The organism is Pseudomonas sp. CHM02, from assembly GCF_000612585.1.
In the GTDB taxonomy this organism is placed as follows: Bacteria; Pseudomonadota; Gammaproteobacteria; order Pseudomonadales; family Pseudomonadaceae; genus Aquipseudomonas.
The window spans coordinates 19368-39728 of record NZ_JFCA01000060.1 but is presented as its reverse complement, the minus strand read 5'-3'; the positions used below and the strand labels follow the sequence as shown (position 1 = coordinate 39728).

Here is a 20361-nt window from a genome sequence, read left to right as displayed (position 1 = left end):
CGCGAAAGCAGTGGTTCAGTCAGCACATGTATCCACTGAAAGACCGCTTTCGCGAGCAAGCCCGCTCCCACATTTTTTGATCGTATTTCAATTCAGGATTGGTAAACCCGTGCAAATCCTTCGCGGATTTTGTCTTCCGGTAACTCATCGGCAATAAACACAATCACACTCTCCCGCACCTCGCCTTCGGCCCATTCGGTATCCCAATCGAACCCGTAGAGCTTCAGCACGCCCTGAAACACCATGCGCCGGTCTTCGCCGGCAATGTTCAGCACGCCCTTGTAGCGCAGCAATTGCTTGCCGTGGTCTTCCAGCAGTTCGTTCATGAACTCGCTGAGCCGGTCGATATCCAGCGGCTCTTCGGTGCGCAGCACCAGGCTGGAAATACGGTCGATGGATGGCGCTGTGCTCACTGGGCGCAGGCTCATGCCGGCGTTGAGGTTGAAACCGCGCACATCGAGCAGTTCCGCCAGGTCGATGTTGCCATGGTCCACCACACGGATCGGCGCACGGCGGTTGATGCGGGTGAGGCGTTCGCTCAGCGCGTCGAAAGTGGCGTCATCCACCAGGTCGCGTTTGCTCACCAGCAGGCGGTCGGCAAAACCGATCTGGGCCTGGGCGATGGTCTGGGTCAGGTGGTGCTCGGCGTGGGCCGCGTCCACCAGGGTGATGATCCCGTCGAGGATGTAGCGCTCGCGCAGGTCCTCGTCGATGAAAAAGGTCTGGGCCACGGGTGCCGGGTCGGCCAGGCCGGTGCACTCGATCACCAGGCGGTCGAAGGCGATCTCGCCACTGTCCAGGCGTTCGAGCAGCAGGTACAGGGCTTTGGTCAGGTCGGTGTGGATGGTGCAGCACACACAGCCGTTTGACAGGGTCATGACTTGCACCGGCTCTGCGCCCAACAGCTGGGTGTCGATACCGGCGTCACTGAATTCGTTTTCGATCACGGCGATTTTAAGGCCATGCTCGGCCTTGAGCAGATGACGCAGCAAGGTGGTCTTGCCGGCGCCGAGGAAGCCGCTGAGCACGGTGACCGGGATGGGAGAGGACAAAAGCAGTTCTCCTTATAACTGAAGGAACACAAACAAATGTGGGAGCGGGCTTGCTCGCGAAGGCGGTGTATCAGTCAGCACCTACATCAACTGACAACCGCCTTCGCGAGCAAGCCCGCTCCCACAAGGGATCACCGCCACCCGAACTACCGGGTCAGCAGCACTTGGGCCCACCCTTGCCGCCGTAACGGGCCTCTTGGCGTTCCCGGAAGAACGCCTTGTAGTCCATCACCGGTTTGTCCGGGTGTTTGGTTTGCATATGCTCGACGTAAGTGTCGTAGTCGGGCATGCCGACCATCAGGCGCGCGGCCTGACCGAGGTATTTACCGAGGCGACTGATGTCATTGAACATGGTTGCAATCCTCGATTACGCGTCCGGTACGGCCTGGAACGGGGCTTCTTTATCCGTGCGTTCCTTGTTGCCCCAGGCGGCGACGCCGACCTTGAGCGCATAGAACAGGATGCTGAACACCACGAACAGGAACAGCGCCGTCAGCGTTGCGTTGGTGTAGGCGTTCCAGATCACGTGCTGCATCTGGTCGACGTTCTTGGCCGGGGCCAGGATCTGACCATTGGCCAGTGCATCACTGTACTTCTTGGCCAGCGACAGGAAGCCGATCGCCGGGTTGGCGTCGAACAGCTTGATGAAGCCCGCAGTGGTGGTGCAGATCAGCAGCCAGACAGCCGGCAGCATGGTCACCCAAATGTAGCGTTGGCGTTTCATTTTGATCAGCACAACGGTGGCGAGCATCAGCGCGATACCGGCCAGCATCTGGTTGGAGATGCCGAACAGCGGCCACAAGGTGTTGATGCCGCCCAGCGGGTCGATCACGCCTTGGTACAGCAGGTAACCCCACATCGCCACGCAACCGGCGGTCGCGATGAGGTTGGCGGTCCAGGACTCAGTACGCTTGAGCGAGGGCACGAACGAACCCAGCAGGTCTTGCAGCATGAAGCGACCGGCACGGGTACCGGCGTCGACCGCCGTCAGGATGAACAGTGCTTCGAACAGGATCGCAAAGTGGTACCAGAACGCCATGGTATTTTCACCCGGCAGCACACTGTGCAGGATCTGCGCGATACCTACCGCCAGGGTCGGTGCACCGCCGGCGCGTGCCAGGATGGTGGTTTCACCGATGTCATGAGCCACGGCTTGCAGCGCCTCAGGCGTAATCGCAAAGCCCCAGCTGCTGACGGTTTGCGCTACAGCCACCACATCACCACCGACCACGGCGGCCGGGCTGTTCATGGCGAAGTACACGCCAGGCTCGATTACCGAGGCGGCAACCATCGCCATGATGGCCACGAACGACTCCATCAACATCGCGCCGTAGCCGATGTAACGGGCGTTGACTTCGTTATCCAGCAGCTTGGGCGTGGTGCCCGAGGAGATCAGCGCATGGAAACCCGAGACCGCGCCACAGGCAATGGTGATGAACAGGAACGGGAACAGGCCGCCCTTCCATACCGGGCCGGTGCCGTCGATGAACTGGGTCAGGGCCGGCATTTTCAGCTCTGGCATGGTGACCAGGATGCCGATCGCCAGGGCGATGATGGTGCCGATCTTCAGGAAAGTAGAGAGGTAGTCACGCGGTGCCAGGATCAGCCACACCGGCAGTACTGCGGCCACAAAACCGTAGCCGATCAGCATCCAGGTGATCTGCACGCCGGTAAAGCTGAAGGCCTTGGCCCAGGTCGGATCAGCCGCAATCTGCCCGCCGAGCCAGATTGAACCCAGCAGCAACAGCACGCCGATGATCGAGATTTCACCAATGCGGCCCGGGCGGATGTAGCGCATGTACACGCCCATGAACATCGCGATCGGGATGGTCGCCATCACGGTGAAGATGCCCCATGGGCTCTCGGCCAGGGCCTTGACCACGATCAGCGCCAGCACCGCCAGGATGATGATCATGATCAGGAAGCAGCCAAACAGCGCGATGGTCCCCGGAATACGGCCCATTTCTTCGCGAACCATGTCCCCCAGGGAACGGCCGTTGCGACGAGTGGACAGGAACAGGACCATGAAGTCCTGCACCGCACCGGCCAGCACCACGCCGGCAATCAGCCAGAGCGTACCCGGCAGGTAGCCCATTTGCGCCGCCAGCACCGGGCCGACCAACGGGCCTGCACCGGCAATCGCCGCAAAATGGTGACCGAAAAGGATGTGTTTGTTGGTCGGTACATAGTCCAGACCGTCATTGTTGAGCACTGCGGGGGTGGCCCGCCGTGGATCGAGTTGCATCACGTTGTTCGCGATGAACAGACTGTAGTAACGGTACGCAACCAGGTAGATGGCCACAGCAGCGACCACAATCCACAAGGCGTTGATCGCCTCGCCGCGGCGCAAGGCCACTACGCCCAGGGCGCACGCTCCTACGATTGCCAGCACCAGCCAGGGTAGGTGGCGTAGCAGGCTATTATTATTTTTCATTTTTATATTCCAGCCAGGGTGGACAGAAAGGACAGCCATCCGGAGTTTAGCGCTACTGGCCTTAAAGGCCACCCCCCTACGTTGGTCTAGAGCCTTGCGGCGGCAAAAAAAACAGAAATAAAGGCCCAATGATGGCTCGGGGCTACAATCCTCCTATCCACAGAGGATTTGACCATGAGCGAGCAGCCCTCAGATCGCCGTCGTTTTCGGCGTATTGCCTTCGATGCACGGACGACCATTGCACAACACGGCTGGAATTGGCCGGTGCAACTGGTGGATTTGTCGCTGAACGGTTTACTGGTACAACGGCCTGACGACTGGCGGGGCATTGCCAATGAGCCGTTCGACGTGGATATCCGCCTCGATCCAGAAGCGCATATCAAGATGCAGGTAAAACTCGCCCACGACGATCACGGGCAGTTGGGTTTTGTGTGCGAGCACATCGACGTGGAGTCGATCAGTCATTTGCGGCGGTTGATCGAGTTGAACCTGGGTGACGAGGAGGAACTGCACCGGGAGTTGGCAGCATTGCTGGCGAGCTGACTGCCCGCGCAACCCTGTAGGAGACGGCTTGCCGGCGATAGCGATGGGTCAGATTGCACATCATCCACTGACAGTCCGCCATCGCCGGCAAGCCGGCTCCTACAGGGGATGGGTCTACTCGAAGAGTGCGTCCAACGCCTGTTCCAGTCGGGTGACGCCGATCACCTGCAACCCCGCGGGCATTTCCTTCGGCGCATTGCCCTTGGGCACGATCGCGCGCTTGAAGCCGTGCTTGGCCGCTTCCTTGAGGCGCTCCTGCCCGCTCGGCACCGGGCGTACTTCGCCCGACAAACCGACTTCGCCGAACACCAGCAAGTCATGAGGCAACGGCCGGTTGCGCAGGCTCGACATCACTGCCGCCATCAACGCCAGGTCGGACGCGGTCTCCAACACCTTGACCCCACCGACCACGTTGAGAAACACGTCCTGATCGTGGGTCGGAATACCGCCATGGCGGTGCAATACCGCGAGCAGCATCGCCAGGCGGTTCTGATCCAGGCCCAACGTCACGCGGCGCGGGTTGGCCAGATGGCTGTCATCCACCAACGCCTGCACTTCCACCAGCATCGGCCGAGTGCCTTCCCATGTGGCCATCACCACGCTGCCCGGGACTTCTTCCTGGGCGCGGGTCAGAAAGATCGCCGACGGGTTGGAGACTTCTTTCAAACCGCGATCCGTCATGGCGAACACGCCCAACTCGTTCACCGCGCCAAAACGGTTCTTCACCGCCCGCAGCAAGCGCAGGCGCCCGTCGGATTCGCCTTCGAAATACAGCACGGTGTCGACCATATGCTCCAGCACCCGTGGCCCGGCCAGTGCGCCCTCTTTGGTCACATGGCCGACCAGGAAGATTGCCGTGCCGCTCTGCTTGGCATACCGCACCAGCAGCGCCGCACTCTCGCGCACCTGGGACACACCGCCCGGCGCCGACTGCAGTTGCTCGGTGAAAATCGTCTGGATCGAGTCGATCACCATCACCTTGGGCTTTTCGATACGGGCCGTGGCAATGATGCTCTCGATGCAGGTTTCGGTCATGACCCGCAGTTGGTCCTGGGGTAAGCCCAGGCGACGGGCGCGCATGGCGACTTGTTGCTGGGATTCTTCGCCGGTGACATACAGCGCCGGCATGCGGCTGGCGATGCTGCACAGGGTTTGCAACAGGATGGTCGATTTGCCGATACCCGGATCGCCGCCGATCAGCACCACCGAGCCGTCCACCAGGCCGCCGCCCAGCACGCGGTCCAATTCGCCGGAAGCGGTGGAAAAGCGCGGGATCTCTTCGACGCTGACTTCGGCCAGGGTCTTGATCTGCGCCTGCTGGCCCGTCCAGCCGGCACGACCGGTAGGCGCCGCAGCGCCGCCGCTCTCGATCATGGTTTCAGTCAGGGTGTTCCACGCACCGCACTCGGTGCATTGGCCGGCCCACTTGGGAAAGGTCGCGCCGCACTCCGTGCAGCCGTACATGCGCTTGGCCTTTGCCATTTGAGAACCTCCAACCGAAAAACCGCGATGATAGCTCAGCGCGACGCCGGGGTCCGGATTTCACCGCTGGCCAATCGTGAAGCACTGTTGCCGACCGGGTCTTCGGCGTTGAGATCGGCGCCTTTGGCTTTCAGTTCGTCCAGCAACTCGATCCGCTTGAACAGCCCGGCGTACATGGCCGCCGTCTGCCCGGCGCCGTTGCGTTGGTCGGGGTTGCAGTCGGTGGCCAGCAGGCGCTGGGCGATGTTCAGTTCGCCCTTGAAGATCGCGCCCATCAGCGCAGTGTTGCCGCGTTTGTCCTGCACGCAGGCGTCGGCACCGGCGTTGAGCAGGCGCTCCACGAACGCGCCCTGGCCGTGGTAGGCGGCAAGGATCAGCGCGGTGTAGCCCTTGTCGTCCTGGGTGTTGAGACTGTAGCCCGCGTCGATGAAGGTGTTGAGCATGTCGAGGTCGCCACGGCGGGCGGCGTCGAAGTAATAGTCCTGCAGTTGTGTCTTGAGCTTCGCAGGGTCGGCCGGTTCGGCCCACGCGCCGAGCGCCAGGCATGCCAACACAGCGCCTATGAAAATTCGCATAGCCAATCCTCCGTATTACCCTCTTTTGTAGGAGCCGGCTTGCCGGCGATGGCGTATTCGAGGACGCCATCGCCGGCAAGCCGACTCCTACATAGGGGGTTGCGTGGTTAGTCGGTGAGTTTTGCCGCCAGCGCCTTCACCCGTGCCAGGTCACCCTTGGCGACTTTGGTCACGCCAGTGCCGTACTCCGGGTCGGCCTTGTAGAGGAACGACAGGATGATGTGCTTGCTCTCGTCATCGGTGGTCGCCAGCGAGCCACCGAAGTTGTCGATCAGGTCCTGGCGTTCTTTCTTGTTGAAGGAACGGTACAGGTCACCGGCCTGCTTGAAGTTCTGCTCGCGCTGGATCTTCGCCTGCTGGGTGCTGCCCGACAGTGCCGACTGGCTGTAGCGCGCGGTTTGCGGCTCTTCCCGTGGCAGCAGGCGGCTTGGCTGGTAATTCACACCGGTGGTGGTCTTGCCGAGGTTCATCGCGCCGTCCTGGTTACCGTTGTTGACGGTCACCCGTGGGGCGTTGATCGGCAGTTGCAGGGCATTGGCGCCCAGGCGGTACATCTGCGTGTCGGCGTAGGAGAACACCCGGCCTTGCAGCAGGCGGTCTTCCGACGGTTCGATACCGGGCACCAGATTGGCCGGGGCCATGGCCACCTGCTCGGTTTCCTGGAACACGTTGGCCGGGTTGCGGTTCAGCACCATCTGCCCGACTTTGCGCTCGGTCACATTCGGCCAGATCTTGGTGGCGTCCAGCGGGTCGAAGTCGAACGTGGCCAGGTCTTCAGGCTTGAGCACCTGCACGTACAGGTCCCACTTGGGGAAGTCGCCCTTGTTGATATGGGTGACCAGGTCGTTGGTCATGTGGCTGTAGTCGCGGCCCTGCACTTCGGTGACCTGCTTGGGATCGAGGTTCTTGATGCCTTGCAGGCTCTTCCAGTGAAACTTGACGTAGTGCACTTCGCCCTTGGCGTTGATCAGCTTGTAGGCGTGCACGCCGTTGCCGTCCATTTCCCGGTAGCTGGCCGGGGTGCCGGAGTCGGAGTACAGCTCGGTCAGCGTACGAGTGGCTTCGGGCACATGGGAGAAGAAGTCGAAACGACGGGAGTCGTCGTCCAGGTTGGTGCGCGGGTCCGGCTTGAAGGCGTGGACCATGTCCGGGAACTTGATGGCATCACGGATGAAGAACGTCGGGAAGTTGTTGCCCACCAGATCCCAATTGCCATCGGCGGTGTAGAACTTGGTGGCGAAGCCGCGTGGGTCGCGCAGGGTTTCCGGGGAGTGGTTGCCATGGACGACGGCGGAGAAGCGCACGAACACGGGCGTGGTTTCGCCGGCCGCGAACACCTTGGCCTTGGTCAGGTCGCTGAGGTTGTCAGTGACGGTGAAGGTGCCGTGGGCGCCGGTGCCACGGGCGTGTACCACGCGCTCGGGGATGCGCTCGCGGTCAAAACGCTGCAATTTCTGGATCAGTTGCACGTCTTGCAACAGCACCGGGCCATTGGCGCCGGCGGTCTGCGAGTTCTGGTTATCACCCACCGCGGCGCCGTTATCGCGGGTCAGGTTGGCGGCTTGCACTGACAGGGAAAGCAGGCTGGCAGTCACCAGTACCAGCGCGGATCGCGCTGAAACAGGCCTGCGACTCATTGGATTCTTCATCGAGGTGTCCTCTGGTTTTTTTAGTGCACATTCAGTTGTGCTTGCCAGAGGCTAGTGACCCAAGAGTCAGAAGATAAATAGAAAAGCCGTACCAACCCGATTAATAAAATAAGGTGGTAACCCACTGATATCACGCGTATTCCGCGCGCGATTGATGGCACTTTGCAAACTATTTGCGATTTAATGTGTCGATAAAAACCAACAGTGTTAGCAGTTGTGTCGGGCAAGCCTGCTACGACTGAATTACACTGGGTTCCACCCTTCTCATCTGTAACAAGGAATAACCTATGGGCGTGATCAGTGAGTTCAAGGCCTTCGCGGTCAAAGGTAATGTGGTCGACATGGCCGTCGGTATCATCATCGGTGCAGCCTTCGGCAAAATTGTTTCCTCGTTTGTAGGCGACGTGGTGATGCCGCCTATTGGTCTGTTGATCGGTGGCGTGGACTTCGGTGACTTGGCGATAACGCTCAAGGCAGCGCAAGGCGATGTGCCGGCGGTTGTGCTGGCGTACGGCAAATTCATCCAGAGCGTCATCGACTTTGTGATCGTCGCGTTCGCGATCTTCATGGGTGTGAAGGCGATCAATCGCCTGAAGCGTGAAGAGGCCGTGGCGCCAAGCCTGCCGCCGACGCCGAGCAAGGAAGAAGTGTTGCTGGGTGAGATCCGCGATCTGCTCAAGGCACAGAACGACAAGCCGCTTCAGTAAACATCGGCTTGAAAAAAGGCGCCTGCTTGAGGCGCCTTTTTTATTACCAGTAGTTTTCCACCGCCACCTGGCCTGGGCGGCGACTCAAGCTCAGGTTCATGTCGCGCTGCTTGAGTAACTGGCGCGTGTCATCGACCATCTGCGGGTTGCCGCAAATCAGCACGCGGGAATGTTCCGGGGTCAGCTCAACGCCCGCCGCGCGTTCCAGCTCGCCATTTTCGATCAGTGTGGTGATGCGCCCATTCAGCGCGCCCGGATGTTGCTCACGGGTGACGGTAGGGACATAGGTAAGCTTATGCGCGTATTCAGCCAGGTACTCGCGCTCGCCCAGCGTCTTGATCAGTGTCTGGTAAGCCAACTCCTTGGCTTCACGTGCGCTGTACACCAGGATGATGCGTTCGAATTTTTCCCAGACCTCGAAGTCCTGCAGGATCGACAAGAACGGCGCCACCCCGGTGCCGGTGCCCAGCATCCATAAATCACGGCCATCGATGAACCGGTTCAACGTCAGGAACCCGGTAGCCTGGCGCTCCACCATCAAGGTATCACCCACTCGCAGGCGGCTCAGTTCACTGGTGAACTCACCGTCCGGGACCACGATCGAGAAGAAGTCCAAGTGCTCGTCAAACGGAGAGGACACCAGGGAATAGGCGCGCCATACGGTGCTGCCGTCCGCCTTGGTCACTCCCAGGCGTACAAACTGGCCTGCGGTAAAACGAAAGCCCGGGTCACGGGTGGTGCGCAGGGTAAACAGGCTGGGGGTCAGCGATTGCACGTCGAGCAAGGTCTGGCGGGTAAATTTCTCAGCACTGGCCGTCATGGGGGGCTCCGTTCTACAGGTGCCCTAGTGTCCCTCAAAGTCGCGTGCGGAAACACCTACGGTTGGTAGTGGCATCGGGCAGCACGCCATGATGGCAAATCAATTTCACCGCCAATCAATTCGCTACTAGCCTCTAGCACAGTTTTATTACCAAGTTGTTAGTTGATTTTTACAGGCGCTTCAACCCACTAATAAACCGAGAATTCCCAACTAATCGCTTACCAAGCTAACTAACTTTCTGGCAGAAAAATTATTAAAACCCAGTCACACAAGAGCGAAATTTTCCTCTCACTATGTAGCCGTTGTCCTACACTCATTTCCGTGCAGCTCTGGGGGTTCAGGAAGTACCCCAAGTCAGCGACCCCCCATGGAGATTCACCAATGGTTAATTGGCGCAACACCCCGCTCCGTAAACTGGAAGGCGAGAACGAGATTACCAGTGCATTTGATATGGTCATCAACAAAGCGTACGAACTCGGCTTCCAATACTGCTCCTTCAAGATGAGTTCCCAACTCCCCAACCACCAGACCAATCCATTTGAGCTCAGCAATTATCCGAATGAATGGACTTCGCTGTATGAACGAGGACACTTCTTCGATGTAGACCCCATCGTCAAACGCTGCAAGGAGTGCGTGCTGCCTATTGTCTGGGAAGAAAAAACCTTTAAAGACGCACCCAGCATATGGTCTTTGGCCCAGACCTTTGGCGTTAACGTGGGATGGACCCAAGCGGTGCATGACTTCCAGGGCGTGTTCAGCATGCTGACCCTGAGCCGTGGCTGCGGCGATGTCAGCCCACAAGAGTTGTACGAGAAGGCGGGGCAAGTACTGTGGTTGTGCCATGCCTTGCATGCCGTAGTCGCGCAAAAATTCGTCGGCAAGCCCAGTGTCAATCCACCCAGTAAGCTGACGCCACGGGAAACGGAAATCCTCAAGTGGTCAGCCATGGGCAAGACGGCTTCGGACATCGCCACGATCCTGTGCCTGTCCGAGCGCACCGTGGGCTTTCATATCAGCAGTACGTTCAAGAAGCTGGGGGTCAACAACAAGATTGCGGCCGTTCTCTGCGCCTCCAAAGCGGGGTTTTTTTAACCGACGCTGAAACAGCGCATGTAATCCCTCCGAAAAAAACGTAACATTTATGACCCATTCTGAGTGCAGGGCAGCCCCCGGCTCCGCTCGTAGTTCACTCAGACGGTTCGGCTGGCCAGTGCCGAACACCCATCGTTTACCCAGAGCCTCCCCCGCCATGCCCCTGCTCGACAGCCCCTTCGCCCAGCTCGATCTGATCCGCCAGCCAGAGCAACATAACGATCCGCTGCAAGCCTTCGATGCCGCCGATGAGTACCTGCTCAGCCATTTGGCCGAACAGCAACCGACCGCCGATACTCGCGTGCTGGTACTCAATGACAGCTTCGGCGCCCTGGCGGCCAGCCTTCAGGGGCGGGTGCAGGTAACCTCCAGTGGTGATTCGTTCCTGGCCGCCCAGGGCCTGGAGAAAAACCTGGTGCGCAACGGCAAGGCTTTTGATGCGGTGGCCTTCATCCCCGCCAGCCAGGTCCCCGTCGGCCCTTTTGATCGCGTGCTGATCCGTGTGCCGAAAACCCTGGCCCTGCTGGAAGAACAGTTGATCCGCTTGCAGGGCCAACTGGCGCCGGGCGCCGAAGTGATCGCCGGAGCGATGATCAAGCACTTGCCACGGGCGGCGGGTGAGTTGCTGGAACGCTATATCGGCCCGATGCACGCGTCGCTCGCGGTAAAAAAGGCCCGGCTGCTGATCGCCACCGCTGAAGATCGCCCCGCCGCCGTCTCGCCCTACCCCACCCGCTACACCTTGGACACCCCGGCCATCGAGCTGCTGAACCACGCCAATGTGTTCTGCCGCGAAAGCCTGGACATCGGCACCCGCGCGTTCCTGCCGCATCTGCCGAAGAACCTGGGCAGTGCCCGAGTGGCCGACCTGGGGTGCGGCAACGGCGTATTGGCGCTTGCCAGCGCACTGCAAAACCCCGAGGCACAGTACACGTTGGTGGATGAGTCCTACATGGCCGTGCAATCGGCAGCCGAAAATTGGCACGCTGCACTCGGTGAACGCGATGTCATCGTGCGCGCCGCCGATGGCCTGGCCGGGCAAGCGCCACAATCCCTGGACGTGGTGCTGTGCAATCCGCCTTTCCACCAGCAACAGGTGGTCGGGGATTTCCTCGCTTGGCGCATGTTCCAGCAGGCGCGTGAAGCGCTGGTGGTGGGTGGCGCCCTCTATATAGTCGGCAATCGGCACCTGGGTTATCACACCAAGCTGGCGCGCTTGTTCCGGGGTGTCGAGCAAGTCGCCACCACGCCTAAATTCGTGATCCTCAAGGCGCGCAAATAAAAAAACCCTGCTTCTCTTGCGAAAAGCAGGGTTGAAAAGCCGGACCGCGAAGCCCGGATCGGGATGTCAGTGGGTGGTCAGGCCGGCCGCATTCATGAACATGCGCATCAGGCTGGCCACGACGAACAGGGCCAGCACACTGCCGGTCCAGATCATCGCCAGCCACCCCAGGCGCCGCCACAACGGCTGTTTCTCGGCCTGTTCAATCTCGTGCAACGAAGGTTTGCCGGACATGGAACGACCCTCCTAGTGATAACCGTCTTCGTGGGTGACCTTGCCGCGGAACACGTAGTAGCTCCAGAAGGTGTAGCCCAGGATGAACGGGATGATGAATAACGTGCCCACCAGCATGAAGCCCTGGCTTTGCGGCGGCGCGGCAGCATCCCAGATCGATACGGATGGCGGGATGATGTTCGGCCACAGGCTGATCCCAAGGCCGCTGTAGCCGAGGAAGATCAGTACCAGCGTCAGCAGGAACGGCGTGTAGTGCGCATTACGTGCCACCGCGCGGAACAGCCCGTACAGGGTCACCAACACCAGGATCGGCACCGGCAGGAACCAGAACAGGTTCGGCAGGGTGAACCAGCGCGAGGCGATTTCCGGGTGCGTCAGCGGTGTCCAGATGCTCACGATGCCAATCACCGCCAGCACCACGAAGGCCAATGGCCGCGCCAGGTTGTGCATCTTCTCCTGCAACGGGCCTTCAGTCTTCATGATCAGCCAGGTGCAGCCGAGCAACGCATAGGCCACGATCAGCGCCACGCCGCAGAACATCGTGAACGGCGTGAGCCAGTCCAGCGAACCGCCGGCGAACTGGCGGTTCACCACCGGGATGCCATCAATGAACGCCCCCAGCGCCACACCCTGGAAGAACGTCGCTGCCAATGAACCACCGATGAAGGCCTTGTCCCACAGGTGACGCTTGTGGTCCTTGGCCTTGAAGCGGAATTCAAAGGCCACACCGCGGAAGATCAGCCCGATCAGCATCAGGATCAGCGGCAGGTACAGCGCCGACAGCACCACCGAATAGGCCAGCGGGAACGCGCCGAACAACGCCGCACCGCCCAATACCAGCCAGGTTTCGTTACCGTCCCAGACCGGGGCCACGGTGTTCATCATCACGTCACGGTCGGACTTGCCCGGGATAAACGGAAACAGGATGCCGATCCCCAGGTCGAAGCCGTCCATGACCACGTACATCATGATGCCGAAGATGATGATCACGGCCCAGATCAGCGGAAGATCAATACCCATCTCAATTCCCCTTGTGCTGGATGTGCGCGTGGTCGTCGTCGCTGCCATCATCAGCGGCAGACAAAGGACGAGCCGGCGTGCGTTTCTGGCCAGGACCACCGTGGGTGGGTTCGCTGCCTTCGTGGGTCTGAGGCCCTTTGCGCACCAGGCGCATCATGTAGCCCAGGCCCGCACCAAATAGCGCGAAGTACACCACCACGAACAACACCAGGGTGATCGTCATCTGCGCCAGGCTATGCCCGGACGAAGCATCCGCCGTGCGCATCAAGCCGTAGACCACCCACGGCTGGCGGCCGATCTCGGTGGTGAACCAGCCGGCGAGAATCGCGATCAGGCCGGACGGCCCCATCCACAACACCAGGTACAGAAACGGTTTGGACGTGTACATCTTGTCGCCCCGGCGCAGCCAAAGGCTGAACAGGCCGGTGAAAATCATCAGGAAGCCCAGGCCGACCATGACCCGGAACGACCAGAACACAATGGTCGAGTTAGGGCGGTCTTCGGGTGGGAACTCCTTGAGGGCCGGCACCTGCTTATCCAGGGAGTGAGTGAGGATCAGGCTGCCCAGGTACGGGATTTCCACCGCGTACTTGGTTTTCTCGGCCTTCATGTCGGGCCAGCCAAACAGGATCAACGGCGTCGGTTCGTTGCCGATGTTTTCCCAGTGGCCTTCAATCGCGGCAATCTTCGCCGGCTGGTGCTTCAGGGTATTGAGGCCGTGGAAGTCGCCGATCACCGCCTGGATAGGCGCGACGATCAGGGCCATCCACATCGCCATCGAGAGCATTTTGCGGATCGCCGGGTTGTCCTTGCCGCGCAGCAGATGCCAGGCCGCCGAGGAGCCGACGAAGAACGCGGTGGCCACGAAAGCCGCGGTGGCCATGTGTGCCAGGCGATACGGGAACGACGGGTTGAAGACCACGGCGAACCAATCGGTCGGAATCACGCGCCCATCAATGATCTCGAAGCCCTGGGGCGTCTGCATCCAGCTGTTGGACGAGAGGATCCAGAACGTGGAAATCAGCGTACCCACGGCCACCATCACGGTGGAGAAGAAGTGCAGGTTGCGCCCGACCTTGTTCCAGCCGAACAGCATCACGCCGAGGAAACCGGCTTCGAGGAAGAAGGCCGTGAGCACTTCGTAGGTCAGAAGCGGACCGGTGACGGCGCCGGCGAAGTCCGAGAAACGGCTCCAGTTGGTGCCGAACTGGTAGGCCATGACCAGGCCGGAGACCACGCCCATGCCGAAGTTGACGGCAAAGATCTTCGACCAGAAGTGGTAGAGGTCACGGTAGGTGTCGTTGTGGGTCTTGAGCCACAAGCCTTCCAGCACCGCGAGGTAGCTTGCCAGGCCGATGGTGATCGCCGGGAACAGGATGTGGAAAGAGATGGTGAACGCAAATTGAATTCGGGCGAGATCTAGCGCCTCCAAACCGAACATAAGTCTTCCTCTGTCAGGTAATACCGGCTGCTGGCGGGAGCCTGCACCCACTGCCCCCACGGATATGGAGTCTGGCGAATTTCAATTCGTTTCTTTTTTAACCAACCACGTAGGGAATCTGGCCCTGGGGCCGCCAGGTCGATGCCCGGGCGGACATTGATCTGGATCAAGCATTGCTGAAAGAGTAGTCCCATTTTCAGGATTGAACTGTGTGGTCTTTTGCCGCGTGACAGACTGCCTCAGCTCAGTTGTTGCAACTATCTGTTACAACTTAGTGATAATCTCGGCGCTTCCTCCGGCCCTGACCTGAATCCCCGATGCCTAGTGAACCCGCGCTGCTGTTGCGTCACCACCGCCCTTTCATCGCGTTCTGGCTGGCGCGCATCTTTACCGCCAGCGGCTTCCAGATGCTCACCGTGGCCATCGGCTGGAACCTCTACCAGCTGACCGGCAATGTGTTGGACCTGGGGTTGGTCGGCCTGGTGGAGTTCGTGCCACGCGTGCTGTTCATGTTGCACACCGGCCACGTGGCCGACCGCTATGAGCGACGCAAGGTCGCTGCGATCTGCCAGACCGTGCAGGCGCTGATTGCCCTCTCCCTGGCCATTGGCGGCCTGACCGGCAATGTGACCCGCGAGATGATTTTTATCCTCGCCTTCCTGCTCGGCGCCGCGCGTTCGTTTGAAATGCCCACCACCCAGGCCCTGCTGCCGAGTATCGTGCCCAGCGCGTTGTTCCCGCGTGCGGTAGCTTCGTCGCAGTCGGCCCAGCAGTTGGCAACCATCGTCGCCCCGGCCCTCGGCGGTTTGCTCTACGCCTTTGGCAGCGTCTGGGTGTATGGCCCGACCGTGGCGCTGTACCTCATTGCCTGCGTGCTGACCCTCAATCTGCCCGCCCGCCAGACCCCGCTCAACAAAGGCAAGGCCACCCTGGATTCGTTGTTGGCCGGCATCCGTTTTATCCGCAGCCGTCCGGACATCCTCGGCGCCATCTCCCTCGATCTGTTCGCGGTGTTGCTGGGCGGCGCCACCGCGTTGCTGCCGGTGTTTGCCAAGGACATCCTGCTGACCGGTGCCTGGGGCCTGGGCCTGCTGCGTTCGGCGCCAGCCGTGGGGGCGTTGTTGATGTCGCTGTGGCTGGCGCGGTTCTCGGTGGACCGGCATGTCGGCCGTGTGATGTTCACCGCCGTGGGCGTGTTCGGCGTAGCGACCATCGCCTTCGGCCTGTCCACGTCGTTCTGGTTCTCCCTGGCGGTGCTGGTGGTGCTGGGGGCGGCGGACATGATCAGCATGGTCATTCGCGCCTCCTTCGTGCAATTGGAAACCCCGGATGAAATGCGCGGGCGCGTCAGTGCCGTCAACGGCTTGTTTATCGGTGCGTCCAATCAGTTGGGCGAGTTCGAATCGGGCATCACCGCCCACTGGTTCGGCACCGTGCCCGCCGTGGTCATGGGCGGGATCGGTACGCTGGTGGTGACCGGGGTGTGGATCAAACTGTTTCCGACCCTGGCCAACCGCGACCGCATGCATGTGCCGGTCGAAGAGCCCAACGTCTAAGGCATGCCTCACTACCTGTGGGAGCCGGGCTTGCCCGCGATGGCGGTGTATCAGTCAACGCATCACTGGCTGATACACCGCCATCGCAGGCAAGCCAGCTCCCACAGTTGATTTTCAGTGGGTCATAGGTCCGGGTCAGAGGACCTTATCCAAGGTGATCGGGAACTCCCGCACCCGCTTGCCGGTGGCGTGATAAATCGCATTCGCCACCGCCGCTGCCACCCCGACTATCCCGATCTCCCCCACCCCCTTGGACCCCAGGGCATTGACGATCTCGTCATGCTCCTCGACAAACACCACGTCGATCTCGCCAATATCCGCGTTTACCGGGATGTGGTACTCCGCCAGGCTGTGGTTCATGTAGCGCCCCAGTTGATGGTCGATCTGGGTCTCTTCGTGCAGGGCCATGCCGATCCCCCAGACCACACCGCCAAGGATCTGGCTGCGCGCCATCTTCGGGTTGACGACACGCCCGGCGGCAATCGCGCTGACCACGCGGCGGACCTTGATCGTGCCCAGGTCCTCATCCACCTGCACCTCGACAAATACCGCCGAATGGGTGGCGGTGCTGTAGCCCTCGCGCTTTTTGTCGGGCTCGCTGTCGACCTGCACTTCCAAAGCGTCTGCGCCGCTGTCCTTGACCAACTGCGCCAGCGACACACTCACATCACCGGTATGCAGCTGTCCGTCTTCGAAGCGTACGGATTCGGCGTCCTTGAACACCGGGTACGTCTGCCGGGCGATGGCCAGCAGTTTGGCGGTCAGCGCTTCGCAGGCTTGCTGCACGGCCGTGCCCACGGAGGACACGGTAAACGAGCCGCCCTGCAGCGGCGCGGTGGGTAATGATGAATCCCCCAACAGAAAGACGACGTCCTCGACCGCCACACCACTGGCCTGCGCCGCGATCTGGGTCATCACCGTGTAAGTGCCGGTGCCGATATCGGTGGTGGCGCTGCTGACCGTCAGCTTGCCTTGGGCGTCGATACGCGCCCTGGCGCTGGCCTTCATCTGCATGGCTTCCCACACACCACCGGCCATGCCCCAGCCGATCAACTGGCGGCCGTCACGCATGCTGCGCGGTTCAGGGTTGCGCTGGCGCCAGCCAAAACGCTCGGCACCTTCGCTGTAGCATTCGCGCAGGGCCTTGCTCGACCAGGGTTTGTCTTCGTTCTGGTTGCGCTCGGCGTAATTGATCAGGCGCAGTTGCACCGGGTCGATGCCCAGGGCGCAGGCCAGTTCATCCATGGCGCACTCCAGGCCGATCACCCCAAGGGCCGCGCCAGGGGCGCGCATGTCCAGGGGGGTGAACACGTCCAGTGGCACCAGCTTGTAGGTCAGCTGCACGTTGTCGCAGTGGTAGAGCATGCCGCTCCACTCCACCACATGCTCGCTGAAATCCTCGAATCGCGAGGTCTGGCCGATGGCGGTGTGCCCCAATGCCAGCAGGCGTCCGTCGGCGGCGGCCCCCATTTGCAAGCGCTGTAAGGTGCGCGGGCGGTAGCCGAAGGTGAACATCTGTTGGCGGGTCAAGGTAACGCGTACCGAGCGCTTGAGCGCCAGGGACGCCATCACCGCCAGCGGCAACTGGTACTGCGGGCGCAAACCGGAGCCAAAGGCACCGCCGACGAACGCGGCGAAGATGCGCACCTGGCTTTTATCCAGGCCAAAGACGTTTTGCACATACGCCTGGCAATTCTGTGGGCCCTGGGTCTTGTCATGGATATGCAGGGTGCCGTCCGGCTGATACAGCACCGTGCTGGCGTGTGGCTCCATCGGGTTGTGGTGCTCGATGGGCGTGCTGTAGTGCAGATCCAGGCTGACGGCGGCGCCGGTCCATTCGGCCTGGAAGTTACCACGCGGCGCGGGTGGGGTTTGCGGCGAGGCATGCGCCTGTTCCTGCTGGGCCAGCAGGTCGGTTTCGAAGGCTTCGGTTGCGTACTCGATATCCACCAGGGAACCGGCATGCCGCGCCAGTTCAAGATTATCGGCGATCACCAACGCCATGGGCTGGCCGCTGTACAGCACGCGATCGTTGTACAGCGGTCGAAACGGCGAGCCGTCGGCGGCGTCGGCGTCCTGGAAAGCGTCGTCGTAGCTGGCGATTTTCGGCCGATTGAGGTGATGGATAACCGCCACCACACCCGGCAACGCCAACGCCCTGGAGGCGTCGATGCGCAGCACACGGCCCTTGGCGACGGTGCTCGACACCACGCTGCCATGCAGCAGGCCATCTTCAGGAAACTCACCGGCATAACGCGCCTGGCCGGTGACCTTGAGCAGACCGTCGACCCGGTCCAACGGTTTGCCGATAGCGGTCATGGGCGCTCTCCTGCGACAGCGGCGTCACTCAGGGCACGAATGATCCCCCGGCGTGCCAGCTTGATCTTGAAACCGTTGTGCTCCAGCGGCTCGGCGTCTTGCAACAGGGCATCGGCGGCGTGGCTGAAGGTTTCGCGGCTGACCACCTGGCCGATCAGCCCGGCTTCCACTGCACGGTCACGCCAGGGTTTATGGGCTACGCCGCCGAGGGCCAGACGTGCGTCGACGATGGTATCGCCGTCCAGTTCAAGCGCTGCCGCAACCGACACCAGGGCGAAGGCATAAGAAGCGCGGTCGCGGACTTTCAGATAGTTGCTATGGCTCGCCAGGTTATCAGCGGGCAACTCGATGGCCGTGATCAGCTCATCGTCGGCCAGCAGGTTGTCCCGTTGCGGGGTATCGCCGGGCAGGCGATGGAAATCGGCAAACTCGATGATCCGCGCACCGCCACGGCCTTCGACATGCACCCGCGCCTCCAGCGCCGCCAGGGCAACGCACATGTCCGAAGGGTGGGTGGCGACGCACTGCTCACTGGCGCCGAGGATCGCATGGATACGGTTCAAGCCGGTGCGCGCCGGGCAGCCACTGCCGGGCTCGCGCTTGTTGCACGGCACAGTGGCGTCATAGAAGTAGTAGCAACGCGTGCGCTGCAACAGGTTGCCGCCGGTACTGGCCATGTTGCGCAGTTGCGGCGACGCGCCGGCCAGAATGGCCTGGGACAGCAATGGGTAACGCTGTTCGATCAACGGGTGCCAGGCCAGGTCGGCATTGCTCACCAGGGCGCCGATCAACAGTCCCCCGTCGGTCGTCTCCTGAATGTCATGCAACGGCAGGCCGGTGATGTCGATGAGGTGATCGGGGCGGCTGATGTTTTCTTTCATCAGGTCCAGCAGGTTGGTGCCACCGGCAATAAAGCGCGAGGCGCCACTGCTGAGGTGCACGGCCTCTTGTACGTCGGCCGGTTTGCTGTAGTGGAAGGGGTTCATTGCTCACCTCCCACGACGTCTTCAATGGCATCGCGGATATTGCTGTAGGCGCCGCAGCGACACAGGTTGCCGCTCATCAGTTCCTGGATCTGGGCGGTATCATGGGCGCGGCCTTCATTGGCCAGGCCGACGGCGGAACAGATCTGGCCGGGCGTGCAGTAACCGCACTGGAAAGCGTCGTGCTTGATGAACGCCTGCTGCATCGGGTGCAGTTGGTCGCCGTCGGCCAGGCCTTCGATGGTGGTCAGCTCGGCGCCATCGCACATCACCGCCAGGGTCAGGCAGGCGTTGATCCGTTTGCCGTCGCGCAACACCGTGCAGGCGCCGCATTGGCCGTGGTCGCAACCTTTTTTGCTGCCGACCAGGTCGAGTTGCTCGCGCAACAGGTCGAGCAGCGTGGTCCAGGGCAACACGTCCAGTTGGCGATCCTGGCCGTTGAGGCTCAGGCGTATCGAGTGGCTGACGAACGGTTGGGCCGCCGCGCCATTGGGGGTCGCGCTCATAAACACCTCACGGGTTGGTGTACTTCCGCGGCGTTCAGGAAAGTCGCCGTCTCAGGGGTACGACTTCCCGGGGTATTGAGCGTTCAAGGTGATTGATCAGCGGATATTGAGCTGGGTCGACAAGGTGTTGCGCGGCGGGTTGATGGACGAGTTGCTGTATTGGAACCAGCCCTGGGCCTCGACATTCAGGTCAAACACATAGATGTAGCCCATCAAGGTGCCGGCGCCACTGCAGGCTTCACTTACGTTGCCGACCTGGCACACCGCCGTGCGCTGGCCATTCAACACCGCGCCATTGAAGAGGCCGACCGGGTTATTCCCCAGGCCCACTTCCATCACCGACACCTTGGTGGGGCCCCGGTGCGTGCACATCTGAGTGCCCGTCGCGCGCTCGGGGATGGTTTCCGTGCACTTCGCCGACTCAACCTTGAACACGCGCACTTCGCTCAACGGCGGTGCAGTCGCGCCCCAGGCCGGTGCTACGCCAAGCAACAGGCTGATACAAGGGATCAGGGCTAGACTCCACGGGCTGGCGTTTTTCATGTTGCAGATGACCTTCGTTTAAACGTCGGCGCAGTATGCCTCAAGGCCTCGGCTGCTGGTATGATGCGCCGCTTTTTCCGATCCTCTCTGAAACCACAGGCGCTTGGCGCAGTTTGTGCTTTG

18 protein-coding genes and 2 pseudogenes are annotated in these 20361 nt (G+C 61.1%); 6 read left to right on the top strand and 14 right to left on the bottom strand.

All coding sequences use genetic code 11. The features are described from left to right. Positions 1 to 92: 92 nt before the first annotated feature. The 3 genes from yjiA to BM70_RS0127225 all read right to left on the bottom strand — a co-directional run bounded on the left by yjiA (position 93) and on the right by BM70_RS0127225 (position 3486). Positions 93 to 1052, bottom strand: coding sequence for a GTPase (gene yjiA / locus BM70_RS0127235; RefSeq protein ID WP_025858956.1), 960 nt, complete (start codon positions 1050 to 1052; stop codon positions 93 to 95). A gap of 154 nt (positions 1053 to 1206) precedes the next feature. Continuing rightward, positions 1207 to 1404, bottom strand: a complete 198-nt coding sequence (locus tag BM70_RS0127230) for a YbdD/YjiX family protein (protein WP_003194308.1) — start codon at positions 1402 to 1404, stop codon at positions 1207 to 1209. 15 nt (positions 1405 to 1419) lie between these two features. Next, positions 1420 to 3486 carry a carbon starvation CstA family protein gene (locus BM70_RS0127225; RefSeq protein ID WP_025858955.1) on the bottom strand — a complete coding sequence of 689 codons (2067 nt, stop codon included), beginning with the start codon at positions 3484 to 3486 and terminating at the stop codon, positions 1420 to 1422. A gap of 174 nt (positions 3487 to 3660) precedes the next feature. Between BM70_RS0127225 and BM70_RS0127220 the strand changes: the two genes are divergently transcribed. Beyond that, positions 3661 to 4029, top strand: a complete 369-nt coding sequence (locus BM70_RS0127220) for a PilZ domain-containing protein (RefSeq protein ID WP_025858954.1) — start codon at positions 3661 to 3663, stop codon at positions 4027 to 4029. 114 nt (positions 4030 to 4143) lie between these two features. On the opposite strand, the gene radA is transcribed toward BM70_RS0127220, so the two are convergent. From radA to katB, 3 genes are all read right to left on the bottom strand, one after another. Continuing rightward, complete coding sequence (gene radA / locus BM70_RS0127215; RefSeq protein WP_025858953.1) at positions 4144 to 5511, bottom strand: DNA repair protein RadA; 1368 nt, start codon at positions 5509 to 5511, stop codon at positions 4144 to 4146. 35 nt (positions 5512 to 5546) lie between these two features. Further along, a complete protein-coding gene (locus BM70_RS0127210) occupies positions 5547 to 6086 on the bottom strand; it encodes an ankyrin repeat domain-containing protein (RefSeq protein ID WP_025858952.1) in 540 nt (179 codons plus the stop codon). 107 nt (positions 6087 to 6193) lie between these two features. Then, complete coding sequence (gene katB / locus BM70_RS0127205) at positions 6194 to 7735, bottom strand: catalase KatB (protein ID WP_025858951.1); 1542 nt, start codon at positions 7733 to 7735, stop codon at positions 6194 to 6196. Positions 7736 to 8022: 287 nt separating this feature from the next. Between katB and mscL the strand changes: the two genes are divergently transcribed. Then, positions 8023 to 8442 carry a large-conductance mechanosensitive channel protein MscL gene (mscL, locus tag BM70_RS0127200; protein ID WP_025858950.1) on the top strand — a complete coding sequence of 140 codons (420 nt, stop codon included), beginning with the start codon at positions 8023 to 8025 and terminating at the stop codon, positions 8440 to 8442. Positions 8443 to 8485: 43 nt separating this feature from the next. Here the strand turns inward: mscL and BM70_RS0127195 are convergent, their stop codons facing one another. Continuing rightward, on the bottom strand, positions 8486 to 9262 hold the full coding sequence (locus tag BM70_RS0127195; RefSeq protein ID WP_025858949.1) for a ferredoxin--NADP reductase: 777 nt from the start codon (positions 9260 to 9262) through the stop codon (positions 8486 to 8488). Positions 9263 to 9643: 381 nt separating this feature from the next. Here BM70_RS0127195 and BM70_RS0127190 point away from each other — a divergent pair, with 381 nt between their 5' ends. Together BM70_RS0127190 and BM70_RS0127185 are read left to right on the top strand one after the other, a co-directional pair. After that, a complete protein-coding gene (locus BM70_RS0127190) occupies positions 9644 to 10354 on the top strand; it encodes a LuxR family transcriptional regulator (RefSeq protein ID WP_025858948.1) in 711 nt (236 codons plus the stop codon). A gap of 157 nt (positions 10355 to 10511) precedes the next feature. After that, positions 10512 to 11636 (top strand): class I SAM-dependent methyltransferase, encoded by a 1125-nt coding sequence (locus BM70_RS0127185; protein WP_025858947.1) that lies wholly within the window; start codon positions 10512 to 10514, stop codon positions 11634 to 11636. 66 nt (positions 11637 to 11702) lie between these two features. Here BM70_RS0127185 and BM70_RS32790 read toward each other — a convergent pair whose 3' ends face one another. Further along, the gene (locus tag BM70_RS32790) at positions 11703 to 11870 is read right to left on the bottom strand and encodes a DUF2474 domain-containing protein (protein WP_010206690.1); all 168 of its coding nucleotides are present in this window, start codon (positions 11868 to 11870) and stop codon (positions 11703 to 11705) included. Between the two features lie 12 nt (positions 11871 to 11882). Then, positions 11883 to 12890 carry a cytochrome d ubiquinol oxidase subunit II gene (cydB, locus tag BM70_RS0127175; RefSeq protein ID WP_025858946.1) on the bottom strand — a complete coding sequence of 336 codons (1008 nt, stop codon included), beginning with the start codon at positions 12888 to 12890 and terminating at the stop codon, positions 11883 to 11885. Between cydB and BM70_RS34065 the strand changes: the two are divergent. After that, positions 12796 to 13005, top strand: a pseudogene (locus tag BM70_RS34065) (hypothetical protein); the annotation flags it as partial. The gene cydB and the pseudogene BM70_RS34065 overlap by 95 nt on opposite strands. Here BM70_RS34065 and BM70_RS0127170 read toward each other — a convergent pair. Beyond that, positions 12919 to 14331, bottom strand: a pseudogene (locus BM70_RS0127170) (cytochrome ubiquinol oxidase subunit I); the annotation flags it as partial. The pseudogenes BM70_RS34065 and BM70_RS0127170 overlap by 87 nt on opposite strands. Before the next feature lie 317 nt (positions 14332 to 14648). On the opposite strand from BM70_RS0127170, the gene BM70_RS0127165 reads away from it, so the two are divergent. After that, a complete protein-coding gene (locus BM70_RS0127165; protein WP_025858944.1) occupies positions 14649 to 15887 on the top strand; it encodes an MFS transporter in 1239 nt (412 codons plus the stop codon). 135 nt (positions 15888 to 16022) lie between these two features. Here the strand turns inward: BM70_RS0127165 and BM70_RS0127160 are convergent, their stop codons facing one another. The 4 genes from BM70_RS0127160 to BM70_RS0127145 form a co-directional block, all read right to left on the bottom strand. Next, positions 16023 to 18206 carry a xanthine dehydrogenase family protein molybdopterin-binding subunit gene (locus BM70_RS0127160; RefSeq protein WP_025858943.1) on the bottom strand — a complete coding sequence of 728 codons (2184 nt, stop codon included), beginning with the start codon at positions 18204 to 18206 and terminating at the stop codon, positions 16023 to 16025. After that, on the bottom strand, positions 18203 to 19192 hold the full coding sequence (locus tag BM70_RS0127155; RefSeq protein WP_025858942.1) for a xanthine dehydrogenase family protein subunit M: 990 nt from the start codon (positions 19190 to 19192) through the stop codon (positions 18203 to 18205). The genes BM70_RS0127160 and BM70_RS0127155 overlap by 4 nt, the downstream gene beginning before the upstream one ends. Next, positions 19189 to 19695: a (2Fe-2S)-binding protein gene (locus BM70_RS0127150; protein WP_025858941.1), complete on the bottom strand. Its 507-nt coding sequence runs from the start codon at positions 19693 to 19695 to the stop codon at positions 19189 to 19191. The genes BM70_RS0127155 and BM70_RS0127150 overlap by 4 nt, the downstream gene beginning before the upstream one ends. A gap of 96 nt (positions 19696 to 19791) precedes the next feature. Further along, positions 19792 to 20238, bottom strand: coding sequence for a DUF4879 domain-containing protein (locus BM70_RS0127145; protein WP_025858940.1), 447 nt, complete (start codon positions 20236 to 20238; stop codon positions 19792 to 19794). Positions 20239 to 20361 lie beyond the last annotated feature (123 nt).